Genomic DNA, 17,471 nt, shown 5'->3' with positions numbered 1-17,471 from the left:
AACATTATGCACTTTTCTCCTCTGATACTAAATCTTCCTGTTTTCCTTCCGAGCGATCTACAATAACTGCACATACAGCATCGCCGGTAATATTGACAGAGGTTCTGCACATATCAAGTAAACGATCAACCCCGAGGACTAACGCAATTGCCTCAACAGGAAGCCCTACGGATGTCAATACCATCGATAGCATGATAAGCCCAACACCTGGCACACCTGCAGTCCCGATACTAGCCAATGTTGCAGTTAATAAAATCGTAAGCAATTGACTTAAACTCAGATTACTCCCATAAACCTGCGCAATGAATACAGTTGCAACACCTTGCATAATGGCTGTACCATCCATATTGATGGTCGCACCTAGCGGTTGGACAAAACCACTGACACTCTTAGATACATTTAAATTATTTTGTGCTGATTTCATTGAGATAGGTAATGTAGCACTGCTGCTCGACGTGCTGAAAGCAACAATCATAGCAGGAGAAAATCCTTTAAAAAACTTGATTGGATTCATTTTTCCTAAGAAGGAAAGAGCTGATCCATAAACAAGTACCAGTTGAAGAAGAAGAACAAATAATACAACAAACATATATTTGCCCATCGCCATAATCGCATCAAAGCCTTGACCGCCAATTGCCGTAGCAATTAACGCAAAAGCACCAAATGGAGCAAATTTCATAATTACATTAACTAGAAACATTAATACATCATTTGCCTGCTCAATGAGCCGATAGATTCCATTCACCTTTTCACCAAGTCTGGACAAACCATATCCAATAAAAATCGAAAAAACGATGATTTGCAGCATCGATTCCTGAGCCATCGCATTGACAGGGTTTGTTGGTATAATGTTCACAAGTGTATCAATGACAGGTGGTGCTTCTGTTGCCTCATAATCTGCTCCATCTAATTGAAAGTCTCCTGATCCAGGATGAAACAAGTAGCTCATTCCTATTGCCAATATAATAGCTATTGCAGTTGTGATAAGAAAGAAAGAGATGGTCTTCACACCAATTCGCCCTAATTTCTTCGGATCGCTGATTCCTGCAGTCCCAAGAATTAAGGATACAACAACAATTGGTACAACCAGCATTTTAATTAGATTGACGAATATTTTACCTAATGGATATAAAATATACGATTGAACAGTATCATACATACCAGGCAAAGCTAAATTTAGGATTAATCCAACAACGATCCCTAGCCCCATCCCCAAAAGGATCTTTTTCGTTAAAGACATATTTAGCCTCCTTTATATAATATACAGATAATTATAAATATTCTCTTTATTTTAAACAATAGGGCTAATGTTCTAGGGGGTGTAATTTGGAATAAAAGCGAGGCAATCTGCAATCCATAGAGTTATTACTATTCAAATTTAAACAAAAATATTAACTATTGATTCTATTAAACTGACAATAATAATAAAATAGGATAAATCATACATACATAAGAAATACCTTTAATTTCAATAACAGGTTTCCATTTTTAGGAGAAAGGTATTTCCATATATCTCTTCTTATGCGAAAATAGATTTTAGTCATGATACATATCATTAGAATGTAGCTTTGTAAAAGAGAGGTTTTTCCAAATGTATTGGTGTAAAATTGCACGTACTGAAAAAGAGTTTGCCGAAATTGCAAAATTAAACTATGAAACCTTTGTAGAAGAGATTCCACAACACGCCCCAGATCCCAATGGAGTACGTGTGGATCCATTTCATAATGAAAATCAATATATTATTGTTTTAAAAGAGCAAGAGCTTGTTGGAATGATTGCTATTCGTGATCAACGTCCCTTCTCTTTAGATAAGAAGCTTGGTCCTGTTGAAAACCTGTTATCACAGGATGCGTTAACTGGAAAGCTTTGTGAAATCCGTCTTCTTGCTGTTAGGAAAGAGCATCGGAATGGGCGTGTATTCTTTATGCTTACTGGGGCATTATCCGATTATGCTTATAAAAAAGGGTATAGCGCTGCAGTAATATCTGGAACTGTACGCGAATTAAAACTATATGATCAAATGGGATTTGAAGCTTTTGCAGAGCCAGTTGGTTCTGATGATGCGCAATTTATTCCCATGGTTCTAACTAGAGCTCGTTATGAACAGTCTGTTGCTGCAAGATTAAAACAAAAAACGTACTCCTTTTTCCCAGGTCCTGTTCAATTAACGAATGACATTCGTGCTGCCTTGCTGCAAGAGCCTATTTCTCACCGTTCTTATGATTTCTCCATCTCGTTAAAAAGAGTACAGAATCGACTTCTGAAAATGAGTGAGGCTAAATATGTACACGTATTGACAGGCAGTGGTACCCTTGCAAATGAAGCGATGGTTGGGCAAATTAGCCGTCTATCTGGGAAAGGGTTAATTCTTACAAATGGGGCTTTTGGAGAAAGATTACATGCACAAGCAGATCGGTGGAATCTTGAATACGATTTACTATCATATGAATGGGGCGAACCATTTAATGAGGCTCAAATGAATGAAAAGCTTGAAAGTAATAAATATGAATGGCTTCTAATGGCGCATGGTGAAACTTCAACAGGCATGCTTAATAATTTACAATTGATTCAGCAGCTTTGCCGGAAATTTCAGGTCAAACTATGCGTCGATTGTGTGAGTTCATTTGGTTCACTGCCCTTCTCCTTAGCTGATGTATATTTAGCAACAGGAGTTAGCGGGAAAGCGATTGGAACGATGAGCGGGATTGCTGTTGTTTTTTCCAATCATGTGATAGATGTTGACAAGAATTTGCCTTCCTATCTTGATCTAGGGTTATATGCAAATGGAAATATCCCTTTCACCTACTCTTCCCAGCTATTTAAAAGCTTTGAGCAAGCGCTTCATGCATATGAAAATGATGAGCGCTATACACTGTTACAAAGCAGGTATGAGCAACTGCTTGCTGCAGAAAATGAAGAGGAAATGTCGTTTTTAACAACGGAAGGATATCCAATGATTGTCACATTAAAAGGAAATGAAGATGATCAATATATGGCAGAGGATGCAGCCCTATCAGGTTTCGAATTGCATTATAAGAGTGCTTACTTGGCTGAAAGAGGCTGGGTCCAGCTGTCGATTATCCAGCCTGACTTTGAAAAAGCATGGACAAAATTTAGAAAATGGCATTTGATTTATAAAGATTATCAAAAAAAACAGCAACACATTCATAGCTAACAGAAAAGATCCCTCACTTTTAATGAGGGATCTTTTCTGTTAGGCTACCTTAATCACTTTCCCAAATGGAACATGCGGGATGAAATCATCAGGAACGAGCCAAAATAATTCAAAATCGACCGTATTCATCTCATCCGGAATAAAACCAGTCACATCTGTAATATAAAAAAGTGTATCAATTTTTTCTTCATGTGCCCACTCAAGTACGAGTGTGTAAGAAGATTTTCCATGTGTGTAATATTTAATCGTATCACTTTTTATGGGGGTAATGCTTCTTATTTTAAAATCTGCTTGAACTAATAATGTATCAGGTTTTAATTGTTCAAAAAGCTTCACAATATTATTAATCAACATCTTCGGAACTTCATTTGTCGATGTATCTACACATAATGCGACTTTTTTACCTTGCTGCTGCTGCAATAAAGAAAGCATTCTTTTATGCCATTTCAACCGTAATCATCCCCCTTGTTTGAATGAACAAGCCATCTTATTTTGGATGAATAAGAAAAGGTTTATGATTGGATAATTACGAAAAAAAATACTAGTTAGTGTTAAGCTTATCTTAATCAAAAGAAAGAATATTCAGTAAATTGTACTTATATTTCCAAACAGCCTCAGTCACCTTTTATACTCTTTTCTATGTATATATACGGTGCTTTTGTCTCGTGTCCATTCAGCAAGAAATGCTGCTACGAACATAAATATTCCACCTGATGCTAATCCTATTTTGAAATAGCCTAAAATCATAAAACCAATCGAGCCAGCAAGTGTTGCTATTAAAACGACTATTAACCATGTTATGATTTTTTCTTTTCTCTTCCTATCCAAAATAGCTTACCTCCTCCGTTACAATATTTTACTATTTAGTACGGTTATCGCATATGAAAGTTTCATTATCCTTTAAGAAATTTTGCTTTGTTCAATCAACGAAAAAACATGATTCTTATCAAAATCATTATTTATGTTCGTCGGAAGGAGTTGTTTTAACTCTTTTGGACCAGCCCAAAGGTAATCTTCATGTTCAGATGACAATTTTACATCCTTATTTTCACTCTTGCATAAATAAGTTATTATCACCATTTGTCTAAACGGATCTGTTTTAAAAGTAGCCGCATACAAAATATGTTCTATTTTAATTTCTAAACCTACTTCTTCCATTACCTCTCGTTTCAAGGCTGTTTCTAAATCCTCTCCAAATTCAACCTTCCCACCAACAGTCTCCCACGTACCTCCGCTAAAGTGAGCTATTTTGGAGCGTTTAATAATTAATGCTTTCCCCTCATTTACAATAACTGCTTTTACCCCAACCAAAATCTTATTTTCATTTTGCACCGAATTTCCCTCCTTTCCAACACTAACTTCGTTATAGATTCTTTCTATTAAGTTATTGTATGTACGTACACACTTTCCCAATTTTCTTTCTAAGAGACATTTACATATTTGTATTCATATTTTGTAATTTCTTATAAACTACTGCATAGAATGACAGTCGTCACATTTGGTCAAAATAAAGCACTCCCATCTATAAATTTTTTAAATTTTTGTTTAATACAATCTAGCCAACGTATGGAAACTCTAAAGGTATTTGTTTATTTCATCGAATAACAATTGAACACGATTTATATAGTATTCACTTTTTTCTTTGTCATTTAAAAACGAAATAAACAAAATAGAAAGCATTAAAGCTGTATCAAGACGATAAATTGATTGAATTACTTTCTCCGTATTTTTAAGTAATTTTTCGGCGTTATATCCTTTTAGAAACTCTACCTCGTCTAACTCCTGTGTCTCAGATATTCTCATTAACTCCATTATTGGATTCCCGATAAATGCATTATCCCAATCAATTATCGCTTGAATGATTCCGTTTTTTGCAATGATATTTGGTCTTCTAACATCTAGATGCAAGAGGCAATTAGTTATTTTTGAAGTATTTAATATTGCTTCCAATTCACCTGAATCTGGAACGAAAAGATCTGTATAAACTAGTTTTCTTAATGACACTACTCGTTCAGTTATTCTTTCAGAAATAATTTTACTTAATGTTTGTTCTTGCTGATCAATAATTGTTAAGCCATCCGTAGGAAGCTTGTGAATTTTTGATGTTAACTTCCCCACATCAAAAGATGAAATTTCATGATCATCTCCAGTCACAAAATTAGATACTAGAAAGTTGATTTCATTACTAAAATAAAGCTTATGTATCTTTGGAACGGGAATTTGATGTTTATAACAATGCTCTGCTATTCCCGCTTCCTTTTGCAAAGAAATGATTCCGCTTGAATTTTTGTCCATCATCCGTTCTTCCGATCTCCAAGGCGTTCTTACCGCAAGCAACCCTCTTTCTTTATCCTTAATTAAAAATACGGCATTTATAACTCCGCTGCCAATCAACCGAATATCCTTAATTTTCCAGTTCATTTCATGCGTTAGTACATTAGTGATCTTTAGACTTAATTTCTCTAATTCTGTATTTGTTAGCAACATTAGTTTGATTTCCTTTTTTATCTTTTATAGGTATTTTACTTTAGAAATGTAATGTATCTTCTTCAATTCTAACAGATTATGGTATTTCCTGAAATCTTTTCCCATATCGTAAACTTACCTATTATTTAATTATTGCAATATTCTTTCATAAATGAAATGCTACCTTTTGGAAAAAGATATATTAAGGGAATGAATGAGGGAGTGTAAGTTCATGTATAAAAATCACGAAAGAAAATTAACTTGGTTAGTATTTATTGTAGCCATGATTATGGGCTTATCATTTATTGGCCGCGTTTTTGCAGGATAAGAAAAGGAGTTTTTGAAATGGGTAATGAAGAAGCTGTTTTTTTCAGTCGGGTATTAACTGAAATGACTTTGTCCTTCCATATTATATACGCCACAATTGGAGTAGGTATCCCTCTCATGATTATGATGGCTCAATGGGTGGGGATAAAAAAGCATGATGAACATTATATACTATTAGCTAGGAGATGGACGCGAGGCTATGTAATAACAGTAGCTGTTGGTGTTGTTACTGGTACAGCGATCGGCTTACAGCTTTCACTTCTATGGCCAAACTTTATGGAGCTTGCTGGGAATGTAATTGCCCTTCCATTATTTATGGAGACATTTGCCTTTTTCTTTGAAGCGATATTTCTAGGCATTTATCTATACACATGGGATCGATTTGAAAACCAGAAAAAGCATTTGCTGCTCCTTATTCCAGTAGCTCTTGGTGCTTCTTTTTCGGCAATTTTTATAACGATTGTGAATGCATTTATGAATGCACCCCAAGGCTTTGACATAATAGATGGTCATTTAGTAAATATTAAACCTTTGCTAGCTATGTTTAATCCTGCGATGCCTACTAAGGTTGCGCATGTTCTTGTATCTGCATATATGACCTCTGCATTTGTACTTGCATCTATTGCTGCTTTCCGTTTATTGAAAGGGTCCAATCATATTTATCATAAAAAGGCATTATTCTTCACAATGAAAGTTGGGTTAATATTTACCATTGCAACGGTTATCATTGGTGATTTCTCTGGCAAGTATTTAGCTGAATACCAGCCGGAAAAATTAGCTGCAGCTGAATGGCATTTTGAATCGGAGGGAAAGGCTCCTCTTATCCTTTATGGAATCCTAGAAGATGGTGAAGTGAAATATGCTTTCAAAATCCCATTTGCCCTTAGCATATTAGCACACGGAAATCCTAATTCCGAAGTGATTGGACTTAATGACTTTCAAAAGGATGAAACCCCTCCACTCTATATTCACTATTTATTCGATGCAATGATTACAATCGGCATGTTGATGTTAGTATTATCTATCACATACATAGTCGGATTGTGGAAAAAATGGACGTACGTACGTTCCAAATGGTATCGATTGTTGATTGTCATAGGAGGTCCGCTCTCTATTCTTGCGATTGAAGCAGGCTGGTGGCTTGATGAGGTTGGGCGTCAACCGTGGGTTTTACGTGGAATTCTGAAAACAAAGGATGCTGCAACATCAAGTGGTCAAGTTGATACGATGCTTCTTTTGTTCGCAGGATTATACATTATTTTAGGAATAGGCAGTAACATTGTCCTTTCAAGAATGTTTCGGAAAAATACAATAGAACAAGAATTAGCTGATCGAGAATTAGAGGAAGCAGGTGAACTGTATTGACTCTAGAAGTGATCGGAATTTCAGTCCTTTGGTTATTCCTTTTTGGGTATATTATCGTTGCTTCCATTGATTTTGGGGCTGGATTTTTTAATGCCTATAGTCTATATAGAGGAAAACAGCATATTTTAACGAAAATTATTCAACGGTACTTATCCCCTGTTTGGGAGGTTACGAACGTTTTTCTCGTGTTTTTCTTTGTAGGGATTGTCGGATTTTTTCCAAAAACCGCCTATTATTATGGAACAACTTTACTCGTTCCAGTTAGCATTGCGATCATTTTGCTGGCTATTCGGGGATCCTATTACGCCTTTACAACTTATGGTGGTCTTAAACATAAAATATATGTCTTTTTATATGGTGTATCAGGATTGTTTATACCGGCTTCTTTATCCATTGTAATAACTATTTCGGAAGGCGGATTTGTCAATATGGAGCAATCTGGTCCAATTCTCGATTATTTTAAGCTTTTTACGAGTCCATTAAGTTGGAGCATAGTTGTTTTAAGTTTGACAGCCGTATTATATATTTCTGCTGTATTTTTGACATGGTATGCGGATCATGCCAATGACATGGATGCGACCGAACTAATGCGGAAATATGCACTTATTTGGGCTGGCCCTTGTATCCTTACCGCTGCTGGAATTATTGTTGAAATGCATGGACATAATTATGAACATTTTACTCGCTTAATTCAATTATGGTGGTTATTTGCGATCTCGCTCGTATTATTTATTGGAACCGTTATTTTATTATGGAAACGACACAGATACGGGCTGGCATTTGGTCTTTTAACAGGGCAATTTGCACTTGCTTTTTTCGCTTACGGCATTTCTCATTACCCATATTTACTGTATACGTATCTAACGATTTATGACAGTTTTACTAATGAAGCTATGGCAACAGCGCTAATCATTGCTTTCATTGCCGGACTTGCTTTATTAATTCCATCGCTGATCCTTCTTCTCAGATTGTTTTTGTTTAATAAGGAGTATGTACAGGGAAAACAAAGCAATCATCCTTAAAAGGAGAGATTTTATGAGTTATTTTATGATTTTTTATGCACCATTTATTGTTTTATTTCTTTCTATAGCAGCTGCTTTTTGGGTCGTGCCTAAAGATAATTTAGTTGAATAATCTCTAAAAAAATCACCACATCAATTCAGGATGTGGTGATTTCCTTTTATTTTAATACCCGTATTCCGGCACTTATTACCGATCTTTATCGTCGCCTTCTCCCTCATCCTCAGCAAGAATTTCTTGTTCTTCATGAAATTCTACTTCCGTTTGACCAGTAATCTTATCAAATGGAGTATAAAAAGGCGTCACACTTTTCTTCTTTACAAACACTTTATAAAATCCAATTATTACTAATATAACAATAACAGATGGTAATCCTAATGCCATTATATTCATCGGATTCATCAGATTACCTCCCTTAAGGATAATATGAATTATCTAAGCTTCACGCTATAGTATCTTTGGCTCGGTAAAAAATAGATAAATGGATGATTAACTTTTATTCGAATGGAGGCCATTCCTTTCCGAAAAATCCTTCCTTATTCCTTTAGCATAGTTGTGAAAATAGTTGAATTATTTTTAAATTCGATTTTTCTTTTAAATCCAAATTTTTCATACAGATGAATCGCACGGTGATTAAACTTGGCCACTGTTAAACGAATGGTTTTATCTGTATAAGTCTCATTAATATATTGAAGGATATAAGCTAAGAATGTATATCCAAAACCATTTCCTGTTAATTCTGGCTTCATTCCAAGCCCAATATCAATATGATCATCCGAATATGCACCAAATTCATAACCGATTGGTACTTGGGCAGCACTGCCAATACAGAAGAAGCCGATTAATTGGTCATTATCATTAACCACTGCATAATACGTTTGATTAAGTAATTCTCGAATATTATCTGAACATAGGTCATTATTATAAAAATCATAGGGAGCTTCATATTTCCAACTAAGAATTTCCACTGCAAAAAGTTCAGTCATTCTTCTAATATAAAATTGCATCTTAAGACCCTCACAAGCTTATCTAATCCAAATGTATTTGAACGTTACTCTACATAAATTTTCACCTCAACACCTGTTGGCTTATCTTTAAAAAAGGAATCATATTCTACAAAATTGAATGTAAGTCCAGAAGGATTGTCTGGGATTGGAGGGGATACAACGAAATTGTGTGTATAACGGCCAGTAGATCCACCCCCTCCAAAAAAACGACAATCGTATTGCTCTCCTATGTTCATTTCAAAGGAATGGCGATGGTGTATATCTTCATGAGAATCATTTGAGCCATCCCAATCGACATTTAATTGAACTACGCTCGCGTTTTCAAATTGCCGAATAAAAGTTAAAGTGTATAAATGTTTGTCTATCTCAGCTGCTTTTAAAATTGCAACATGCTTGATAAAATTTGTTGGTTCAACACGAGGTTTAAATTCCTCATCTATTTTCAACGTTCCAAATATCGATCTCAACAAATCCTCGTAAAGGTCGAATTTTTCAGCCCATTTTGAGATGCACTCATCAGGTGGAAACCCGGGATCATTGTTTGAAAGCTCTTTCCTTTTTTGTATTAAATGGCATAGCTGTTCATCAATTGTCGAAATACGTTCATCATAATAATCGGTTGGTCTTATATATCTCATTCGTTTCATTAGAACTCCTCCCTTCTAATCACGCATTATATAAAGTATTCGCGTACCGTACCCTTCCCCTCTTCCACAATTACCTCAGCATATGAACCGTTGATGAAAGTCATTTGTGGCGGAACATGACCACAATCGATATCATAAACAATTGGAATTTGAAGTTCTTTTGAAAGATCTTGATAAACATCCTCAACTGTATAATTATCAACTGGCGTATTCGCTGCACTTCTGCCAAACATGATCCCAGCGCAATTTTCAAACCAGCCAGCTAATTTCATTTGTACTAAAGATCTTCTTAAATCAGTGGTGGTCATCTCACAATTTTCAAAATACCAGAGGATTGGGTCATCGTTGATATACTTTGTTCTAAAGCTTCTAACATCACCAACTGGTGTCCCAATTAAATGTCGGATGACATCAATACATCCGCCTATTAATCGTCCTTCCATCTCAACCTTTTTATTTGAAATCGATTTCCATATTGTTGGTTCTGATAAATGAAATACACATGGAGTAGGATGATCATGCTGCCACTTTTCTTGATGTTTGCTGGACGAATGCTGCAGGACAGATTCACCTTGCTTAGTCGAAAGCACCTTCTCCCACATTGCTGTCGTTTCGTCAGAATATTCCCCTCTCAAATCGATTAAATTTGTCCCATGTGCAGTTGCAAGCCCCGTCTTTAAAGTGATGGCAAGCAATAATACACTCGTATCTGAATAGCCTAATACCCACTTGTTTCGAATATTGATAAAATTAATTCCAGCAAGTATTTCAATTAGCAATTCTCCGCCCCAAGGAGGAAAGACTAGGCCAATATTTTCATCAGCCATCATTTCATTAAATTCATCCGCCCGTTTCTTAATTGATGCAGATTTGGCTTTGTCTTGAGTCCAAATTGTATCTCCGCATCTAATATCAAATCCTCTTAATTGCATCCGTTCACACGATTGTTTAATCAACACATGCAGATCAGGTTTTACTCCAGAGGAAGGCGCCGTCACACCAATTGTTGTTCCCTTTTCTAAAAATGGATACATAATCACTTTGAACACTTCCTTAATTAATGAATCTAATTATAAATATCAAATCCTCATAATATAAAGAATTCGACATTTGTTAATCTTTTCCTCCTATAACCATTCATATATAGTTTGTATTAAGATCGCTATATTACAATGTAAAGGTTTTGTAAAATTTCGATTGAACAATCTGATTGGAATATAACTAATGTTATATTTTTAATAATGCTAATTACTGCGAATAAGAGCTCAACAGTTCCTAGCTATTAAAACAGAAACAAGAAGGTGATCATCTGTGAAAAAAACAAGGTCAGAAAATTATATTACGTCTTTATTTGAAATCCTTATCATTTCAACACGCCTCGGATTTACTTCTTTTGGAGGACCTATCGCCCATTTAGGGTACTTTCATGAAGAATATATTCGAAGAAGGAGATGGATGGACGAAAAAAGCTATGCTGATTTAGTTGCCTTATGCCAGTTCTTGCCCGGGCCTGCAAGCAGCCAAGTAGGTATTGGTATTGGAGTGATGCGTGCCGGTGTACTAGGTGGGATAGTATCGTTTATTGGATTTACCTTGCCCTCGGTAATCGTCTTGATATTATTTGCACTTATGCTTAATCGTTTTAATATTGGAGAAGCAGGATGGATTCATGGATTAAAGATTGTTGCAGTAGTAGTTGTCGCCCATGCTATTTTGGGTATGGGTCAGAAACTAGTCCCAGATTTAAGCAGAAAAGCCATTGCTTTATTTGCACTAACTGCTACTTTCTTATGGCAAACCGCATTTATTCAAGTTGGGATCATTGTTTTATCTGCACTTATTGGCTTAGTCCTTTTTAAACAAAATCATGAAAATAAGGATGTAAAATTTAATTTCCCATTATCACGGGGCTTTGCTATTGGATGTCTTATCATATTTTTTAGTTTGCTAATTATATTGCCATTTTTACGAGAAACAACTTCATCCTACTGGATTGCAATGTTTGACAGTTTCTACCGGTCCGGTTCTTTAGTTTTTGGCGGTGGTCATGTCGTCCTCCCCTTACTTGAGCGTGAATTTGTTCTAACCGGCTGGATTAGTGAAGAAAGCTTCTTAGCCGGTTACGGAGCTGCCCAAGCCGTACCTGGTCCTTTATTTACCTTTGCAGCCTATCTCGGTGCAGTAATGAATGGATGGAAAGGCGGAATTGTCGCTACAATCGGTATTTTCTTACCTGCATTTTTGTTAATTCTAGGTGCCCTCCCTTTTTGGGAAATGGTACGGCAAAATCCGAAAATCAAAGGTGCATTAATGGGGGTAAACGCTGCTGTAGTTGGGATTTTAATTGCTGCACTGTATCATCCAATTTGGACTACCTCAATATTATCTCCAATTGACTTTGTTTTTGCAGCCATTTTATTTAGCCTGCTCGTTTTTTGGAAGCTCCCTCCTTGGGTTATTGTTGCTGCTGGAGCATTAGGCGGATGGGTCCTCACATTATTATAATAGTAGAAAAATAAATTTATGAGATGTTTGAGAGATTCCCGATCTACTAAACGTCTAGAAAATTAGTAAATCTGCTATTTCCAACATTTCTATACAATTATTAATGAATTTCATATTGTTATCGTTTCAAAAATAATAGTATACTCTTCATAAGGCTATTCTAACTATGAATAATACTTTTTTTTGGGGAAATGATATGAAACCAATTAAACTAAGTATAAAATTATTAATTTTGCTCTTGTTGAGCTTTGCCATGATCGGCACATATGTGGGCAGTTTGATATCAAGCCAAATAGTAAGTAAAAATACACTTGAAAAGAATTATCTAATTGAAAATCAATTTTATGCAAAAAAACTCGCTGATACAACGAATTTGCATTTTCGTGATATGTTTTCAAACTTAAGTGTAGAAGCAAGGGACGAAGATTATAAAACATTAGATTCAAAGTATATTTATAAAGATTTATATGATTTACTTCACTCAACAACCTATTTTAACAGCACATTATTTGTTGACCGCAACGGTATCCTTGTTGCATCTGTTCCGGATATTAATGTTGAAGGAACAAAGGTCAATTCAATTGGTACTCAAGAGGCTCTAACGAGAAAAAAGCATACAGTTTCTGACCCATACGTAGGAATTAATGAAAAATTAGTTATTCTAATATCTGTTCCTGTTTTTAATGATGTTGGTACATATATTGGCTTTATTGCTGGTACGATTAATCTGCATGAAGAAAATAGCCTAAAGGCAATTCTTGGGCAGCACCCAAAGCATCAAAACGATTCATATGTTTATGTCGTTGATTCAAAGGGAAATATCATCTTTCATCCTAATATTAATAGAATTAATGACAATGTAAAAGAAAATGAAGTGGTTAAAGAATTAATAAAAAGAAACAGTGGCAGTAGGGTTGTTATTAATACTTTGGGAGAAAAAATGTTGGCGGGCTATGCAACAGTGAATTCAAATGGCTGGGGAATTGTTTCTCAAACCTCACAGAAAGCCGTAAATAAACCAACGTATGAACTAGGAAAACAAATTAGCCTCTATACGATTCCATTTATGATTTTTGTATTCGTTTTGACTATCTATATGTTAATCAAAATTGTTAATCCAATTAGGGATTTAGCAATATATGCTCGTCAAGTTACAAAAAACAAACCAGTACCAACAGAAATAATCCCAGAATGGTACTTTGAAATAAGAGAATTGAAACGGACTCTTCTAATTGCTATCGACTTTTACCAGAAAAAACTGCATTTTGCAGAAAGCGAATCAAAACGAGATCATCTAACAGGTCTTTATAATCGCCGTGCACTGGAAAAATTAGCTCTAAACTCAGATTCATATTCCATTATCCTCTTCGATATTGATCGATTTAAATTAATAAATGATCAGTATGGTCATCTTAAAGGCGATGAAGTCATTCAATACATTGCAAAATTAATCACAGAGGTTACTATTGAAACGGACCTTTGTTTCCGTTGGGGCGGAGAAGAATTCCTCATTATCCTTCCTGACGTTGATTTAGCTAAAGCGTTATTAATTGCAGAGCGTTTAAGAAAAACGTTAGATACGACAATCAGTCCGACTGGAAAACCAGTAACTGTTTCTATCGGTGTAGGTCATCTTCCAGAGTCCACTGACAATTTCTCTGAACTTCTGGACATGACAGATCAAGCATTATATAAAGCAAAGCAAGAAGGAAGAAATAAAGTTATTGCTGCAAATAAGAATTAATTAAAACCCTGTCCTAATCTTTAACAAAGGACAGGGTTTATTGATAGTCTAGGAAATTATAAAATCGAATGTTGTGGATAACTTTGGAGAGAGGAAATTGTCTAGCTCCAGCGCCTATCGCCTATCAAACTTCAGATCTCCTCCCTACGATAAGTCAACATCGGTTCGCTCACTCATCGTGTTTCCTTTATCTCAGTCGAAGCCCTTCCAGTTTGTACGGCGATGATCAAGGAGCTTGCGCTTTTCTTATTGCTATTCCGCAAGTTTGGAAAAGAAATAACCATTTTTCCCCTCTATGATAATTGTAAGGAGGAAGAAATGATGAAACAGTTATTTATGAAAAATCCATATTACGTTTATATCCATACTTGCTTTTTATCCCAGCTTTTCTTTACTTATATTTTCACTGTAAATTTGTTGTATCATGTACAAATTGTCAATCTTAACCCACTTGAACTTGTTTTGATTGGAACTGTCCTGGAACTTTCTGTTTTTATTTTTGAAATTCCTACTGGGATCGTATCTGATATGAAGAGCAGAAAACTTTCTATTATTATTGGATACTTTTTAATCGGATTCGGATTTCTGCTTGAAGGATTGTTTCCTTTCTTCTTAGCAGTGATTTTTTCTCAAATATTATGGGGGATCGGTTATACATTCACGAGTGGATCATTACAAGCATGGGTGAGTGATGAAGTTGGCGAAGAACTTGCGGCTGGTGCATTTATTAATGGAGCAAAAGCTGGCAACCTTGGTCAAGTGATTGCGATTCCTCTAAGTATCTTTACTGGAATATTTATGCTGAACCTCCCTATCATAATTGGCGGACTTTGTATGCTGGGTCTAGCAGTTTATTTAATGATCTATATGAAAGAAGAAAAGTTCGTACCATTGAGGATAGAAGGTCAATCATCTGTATGGAAGAATATGAAGATGAATGTAAGCAAAATTGCTATATACTCTAAGGCAAACCGCTTGATGCGACTACTTTTTCTCATTGCATTGTTTTTTGGGTTTTATAGTGAGGGCTTTGATCGTTTATGGTTATCACATTTCTTAGAAGCATCTAAACTCTCCTTTTTCTCTGAGAGAAGCATTGTACTTGTAACTGGAGGGATTCAATTTTTAGTTGTTGTTGGCTCTTTTTTTGTATTGCATATAATTAATCGCAGCTCTATTCATCAGCACCTGAAGTTAATCTATATCTCTTTATTTATTGGAAGCTTCCTTATTATTTGTTCATTAATTGGCTTTTCATACTCGACGTCATTAATCACTTTGCTTATATTTTATGTGATTGTTCAAATGGCAAGACAGATCATGCAGCCGCTGGAAGAAATATGGCTTAATACAATCATTCCTGAATCATCTGTCCGTGCAACCTTTTTCTCAATGAAAGGGCAAGTAGATGCGATTGGTCAAATTAGTGGAGGTCCAATCATTGGGGGAATCGCTTCAATATTTTCAATCAAAACGGCTATCCTTATTAGTGCAATCCTCTTATCTCCTGTTTTGTTCTTACTAAAAAAAGCATTAAAAATTTCAAGAGGGTGAGTAGTCACCCTCCTTTTCTTTTCACTGGGAGATGTATTTCCATAAAAATTTTCTCATGCTCCCAATGATGACAATATTCATCATAGTATTCAAAATCATAGCTGTTTTCGTCTACTTCATAGCCTGAATGCGGGAGCCAGTCTTCAATAATATAGCGCCAAGTCCCTTTAATAGAAGAAACAAACTGATCTTCTTCCACCAATGGGGTTCTAAAAACAGCATATGTGGCTGCAGGAATCTCCCATTTAACCATTTCTAGCGGAATTTCAGTAATATGATCATAGTCTACTGCAAAGAGAAACGTAAAATGATTTTCAAATATATCATGACTAATATTAAAGCAATACTCTCCATGCTTTTTGGGGTTGAGTAATTTATATAGATCTGTCTCTACTGAGCCATCGTTAAATCCACCATCTTCCCAGAAAGCAGGTGCATCTCTTGTGAATGAAATATTGCCCGCTTGGATTTCAAACATTTTTCCAGCCACCCAAAAGGCATTTCTAGAAATCAATTTTGGCTGGAGTATTATCCCTCCAACCTCCTTTTGCTGTAATTTCTTTAAATCTAGCCTGTTCGGGCGAGATACTGGACAATGAAGTTTATAAAGACTCGGAGGACATCCAAAACATCTCTTAAACGCTTTTGTAAATCCAGCATGTGTATGAAAGCCATACTCCATGGCAATTTCAATTATTTTCTTTTCATTTGCAAGTTCAAATAAGGCATATTGCAGCTTTCTTCTTAAAACATATTCCATGATAGAAAAGCCAATATGCCTATTAAATAATCGATAAAAATGATATGGAGAATATCCAGCGAGATTAGCTAAGTCCTTTGGATAAATCTCTTCTTTTATATGTTCATCTATGTAATCTATGACTTTTTGCAGGATTTGAATTTGCTGCACATATTTCATCCTCTTATAATGTAATACTTGTATCCTGTTGGACAGAGACTTCCTTCATAATATATTTATAATTTAGTAAACAGACGATTATCGCTGCCAAAGAGGATACAACTAATAAGGTAAAAATAATGAAAATCTGATATTTTACGGAACCGAAAGGATCTGCACCGGCAAGAATCATGCCAGTCATTGTTCCTGGTATTTGAATCAAACCTACCGTTTTTAACATATCAACTGTCGGTATCATTGCAATTTTAATAGCATTCTTTTTCAAAAATTCTTCTTCCATTTCTGGATTGTTTTTCATTGCTTCTAAAACAACTGCGCCAGCAATCATCGCATTTCCAATAAACATTCCACCTACTGGAATGAGATACTGCGCTTCAAGCGGGATAATTTCAAAAACTAGCCAAATACAAATACAGAGAAGGACAGACAGTGCAATTCCAACAAGTAAAATAAAAAAAGACTTCTTCCTGTCCATTCCTCTTTTCGATGCATTTAATGAAGCAATTATCATCATTAGAAAAATATAGCCAAATACGACGAAAACATTTTCTAAACTAAACAAAAAAGAAATAAAAAATCCTAATAATAATAATTGAATAAATCCTCTAATAGAAGAATAGAGGATATCCTTGCCCATTCCTAACTTTTGATTCATCGAAATAATAATCGGGACAAACACAAATAAAAGAATAATAAATAATGCGAGATTGCTAATTTCTTGCATGAATAAAACCTCCCATTA

Annotated in this window: 18 protein-coding genes; 7 read left to right on the top strand and 11 right to left on the bottom strand. The window is 35.4% G+C overall.

All coding sequences use genetic code 11. The annotated features are described in order from the left end of the window. Positions 1 to 4 precede the first annotated feature (4 nt). Complete coding sequence (locus tag FI644_RS21685) at positions 5 to 1,240, bottom strand: dicarboxylate/amino acid:cation symporter (RefSeq protein ID WP_053476183.1); 1,236 nt, start codon at positions 1,238 to 1,240, stop codon at positions 5 to 7. 351 nt (positions 1,241 to 1,591) lie between these two features. Between FI644_RS21685 and FI644_RS21680 the strand changes: the two genes are divergently transcribed. Next, a complete protein-coding gene (locus FI644_RS21680; RefSeq protein WP_056684792.1) occupies positions 1,592 to 3,175 on the top strand; it encodes a GNAT family N-acetyltransferase in 1,584 nt (527 codons plus the stop codon). A 39-nt stretch (positions 3,176 to 3,214) separates the two neighbouring features. On the opposite strand, the gene FI644_RS21675 is transcribed toward FI644_RS21680, so the two are convergent. From FI644_RS21675 to FI644_RS21660, 4 genes are all read right to left on the bottom strand, one after another. Continuing rightward, positions 3,215 to 3,625: a VWA-like domain-containing protein gene (locus tag FI644_RS21675; RefSeq protein WP_053476185.1), complete on the bottom strand. Its 411-nt coding sequence runs from the start codon at positions 3,623 to 3,625 to the stop codon at positions 3,215 to 3,217. A 168-nt stretch (positions 3,626 to 3,793) separates the two neighbouring features. Beyond that, a complete protein-coding gene (locus FI644_RS21670) occupies positions 3,794 to 4,003 on the bottom strand; it encodes a hypothetical protein (protein ID WP_053476186.1) in 210 nt (69 codons plus the stop codon). 72 nt (positions 4,004 to 4,075) lie between these two features. After that, a complete protein-coding gene (locus tag FI644_RS21665) occupies positions 4,076 to 4,507 on the bottom strand; it encodes an NUDIX hydrolase (RefSeq protein WP_053476187.1) in 432 nt (143 codons plus the stop codon). A 243-nt stretch (positions 4,508 to 4,750) separates the two neighbouring features. Further along, positions 4,751 to 5,662, bottom strand: coding sequence for an aminoglycoside phosphotransferase family protein (locus tag FI644_RS21660; RefSeq protein ID WP_053476188.1), 912 nt, complete (start codon positions 5,660 to 5,662; stop codon positions 4,751 to 4,753). 324 nt (positions 5,663 to 5,986) lie between these two features. Here FI644_RS21660 and FI644_RS21655 point away from each other — a divergent pair, with 324 nt between their 5' ends. Genes FI644_RS21655 through cydS form a run of 3 tightly spaced genes read left to right on the top strand, consistent with a single transcriptional unit; the run spans position 5,987 to position 8,467 of the window. After that, the gene (locus FI644_RS21655) at positions 5,987 to 7,333 is read left to right on the top strand and encodes a cytochrome ubiquinol oxidase subunit I (RefSeq protein WP_053476189.1); all 1,347 of its coding nucleotides are present in this window, start codon (positions 5,987 to 5,989) and stop codon (positions 7,331 to 7,333) included. Further along, positions 7,330 to 8,355: a cytochrome d ubiquinol oxidase subunit II gene (locus tag FI644_RS21650; protein ID WP_056684795.1), complete on the top strand. Its 1,026-nt coding sequence runs from the start codon at positions 7,330 to 7,332 to the stop codon at positions 8,353 to 8,355. The genes FI644_RS21655 and FI644_RS21650 overlap by 4 nt, the downstream gene beginning before the upstream one ends. A 13-nt stretch (positions 8,356 to 8,368) precedes the next feature. Beyond that, entirely contained in the window at positions 8,369 to 8,467 is a 99-nt protein-coding gene (cydS, locus tag FI644_RS27490; RefSeq protein WP_425388901.1) for a cytochrome bd oxidase small subunit CydS family protein, read from the top strand. Between the two features lie 75 nt (positions 8,468 to 8,542). Here cydS and FI644_RS21645 read toward each other — a convergent pair whose 3' ends face one another. The 4 genes from FI644_RS21645 to FI644_RS21630 all read right to left on the bottom strand — a co-directional run bounded on the left by FI644_RS21645 (position 8,543) and on the right by FI644_RS21630 (position 11,047). Beyond that, positions 8,543 to 8,755: a DUF3951 domain-containing protein gene (locus FI644_RS21645; RefSeq protein WP_053476191.1), complete on the bottom strand. Its 213-nt coding sequence runs from the start codon at positions 8,753 to 8,755 to the stop codon at positions 8,543 to 8,545. Between the two features lie 134 nt (positions 8,756 to 8,889). Beyond that, positions 8,890 to 9,360, bottom strand: coding sequence for a GNAT family N-acetyltransferase (locus FI644_RS21640; protein WP_053476192.1), 471 nt, complete (start codon positions 9,358 to 9,360; stop codon positions 8,890 to 8,892). A 44-nt stretch (positions 9,361 to 9,404) separates the two neighbouring features. Then, positions 9,405 to 10,007, bottom strand: a complete 603-nt coding sequence (locus FI644_RS21635; RefSeq protein WP_053476193.1) for a hypothetical protein — start codon at positions 10,005 to 10,007, stop codon at positions 9,405 to 9,407. A gap of 26 nt (positions 10,008 to 10,033) precedes the next feature. Then, a complete protein-coding gene (locus FI644_RS21630) occupies positions 10,034 to 11,047 on the bottom strand; it encodes a S66 family peptidase (protein WP_056684799.1) in 1,014 nt (337 codons plus the stop codon). Between the two features lie 271 nt (positions 11,048 to 11,318). Between FI644_RS21630 and FI644_RS21625 the strand changes: the two genes are divergently transcribed. The 3 genes from FI644_RS21625 (at position 11,319) to FI644_RS21615 (ending at position 15,810) form a co-directional block, all read left to right on the top strand. Beyond that, a complete protein-coding gene (locus tag FI644_RS21625) occupies positions 11,319 to 12,512 on the top strand; it encodes a chromate transporter (protein ID WP_056684801.1) in 1,194 nt (397 codons plus the stop codon). Between the two features lie 196 nt (positions 12,513 to 12,708). Then, the gene (locus FI644_RS21620; protein WP_053476196.1) at positions 12,709 to 14,256 is read left to right on the top strand and encodes a sensor domain-containing diguanylate cyclase; all 1,548 of its coding nucleotides are present in this window, start codon (positions 12,709 to 12,711) and stop codon (positions 14,254 to 14,256) included. Between the two features lie 318 nt (positions 14,257 to 14,574). After that, a complete protein-coding gene (locus tag FI644_RS21615) occupies positions 14,575 to 15,810 on the top strand; it encodes an MFS transporter (protein ID WP_181758139.1) in 1,236 nt (411 codons plus the stop codon). A gap of 4 nt (positions 15,811 to 15,814) precedes the next feature. On the opposite strand, the gene FI644_RS21610 is transcribed toward FI644_RS21615, so the two are convergent. Both FI644_RS21610 and FI644_RS21605 read right to left on the bottom strand, forming a co-directional pair. Then, positions 15,815 to 16,720 (bottom strand): AraC family transcriptional regulator, encoded by a 906-nt coding sequence (locus FI644_RS21610; protein WP_231690073.1) that lies wholly within the window; start codon positions 16,718 to 16,720, stop codon positions 15,815 to 15,817. Positions 16,721 to 16,733: 13 nt separating this feature from the next. Then, a complete protein-coding gene (locus FI644_RS21605; RefSeq protein ID WP_053476198.1) occupies positions 16,734 to 17,453 on the bottom strand; it encodes an ABC transporter permease in 720 nt (239 codons plus the stop codon). Between the last annotated feature and the right edge of the window lie 18 nt (positions 17,454 to 17,471).

The organism is Cytobacillus solani (assembly GCF_006704205.1).
Taxonomy (GTDB): Bacteria; Bacillota; Bacilli; order Bacillales; family Cytobacillaceae; genus Cytobacillus; species Cytobacillus solani.
Note: the sequence above shows the minus strand (reverse complement) of the source record. Positions and strands in the feature narration are given on the sequence as shown.

What these genes read in the sequence shown, in the direction of transcription:
- FI644_RS21685 (WP_053476183.1), bottom strand. Translation starts at nt 1,240, where the DNA reads ATGTCTTTAACGAAAAAGATCCTTTTGGGGATGGGGCTAGGGATCGTT.
- FI644_RS21680 (WP_056684792.1), top strand. Translation starts at nt 1,592, where the DNA reads ATGTATTGGTGTAAAATTGCACGTACTGAAAAAGAGTTTGCCGAAATT.
- FI644_RS21660 (WP_053476188.1), bottom strand. Translation starts at nt 5,662, where the DNA reads ATGTTGCTAACAAATACAGAATTAGAGAAATTAAGTCTAAAGATCACT.
- FI644_RS21655 (WP_053476189.1), top strand. Translation starts at nt 5,987, where the DNA reads ATGGGTAATGAAGAAGCTGTTTTTTTCAGTCGGGTATTAACTGAAATG.
- cydS (WP_425388901.1), top strand. Translation starts at nt 8,369, where the DNA reads ATGAGTTATTTTATGATTTTTTATGCACCATTTATTGTTTTATTTCTT.
- FI644_RS21645 (WP_053476191.1), bottom strand. Translation starts at nt 8,755, where the DNA reads ATGAATCCGATGAATATAATGGCATTAGGATTACCATCTGTTATTGTT.
- FI644_RS21640 (WP_053476192.1), bottom strand. Translation starts at nt 9,360, where the DNA reads ATGCAATTTTATATTAGAAGAATGACTGAACTTTTTGCAGTGGAAATT.
- FI644_RS21635 (WP_053476193.1), bottom strand. Translation starts at nt 10,007, where the DNA reads ATGAAACGAATGAGATATATAAGACCAACCGATTATTATGATGAACGT.
- FI644_RS21620 (WP_053476196.1), top strand. Translation starts at nt 12,709, where the DNA reads ATGAAACCAATTAAACTAAGTATAAAATTATTAATTTTGCTCTTGTTG.
- FI644_RS21615 (WP_181758139.1), top strand. Translation starts at nt 14,575, where the DNA reads ATGATGAAACAGTTATTTATGAAAAATCCATATTACGTTTATATCCAT.
- FI644_RS21605 (WP_053476198.1), bottom strand. Translation starts at nt 17,453, where the DNA reads ATGCAAGAAATTAGCAATCTCGCATTATTTATTATTCTTTTATTTGTG.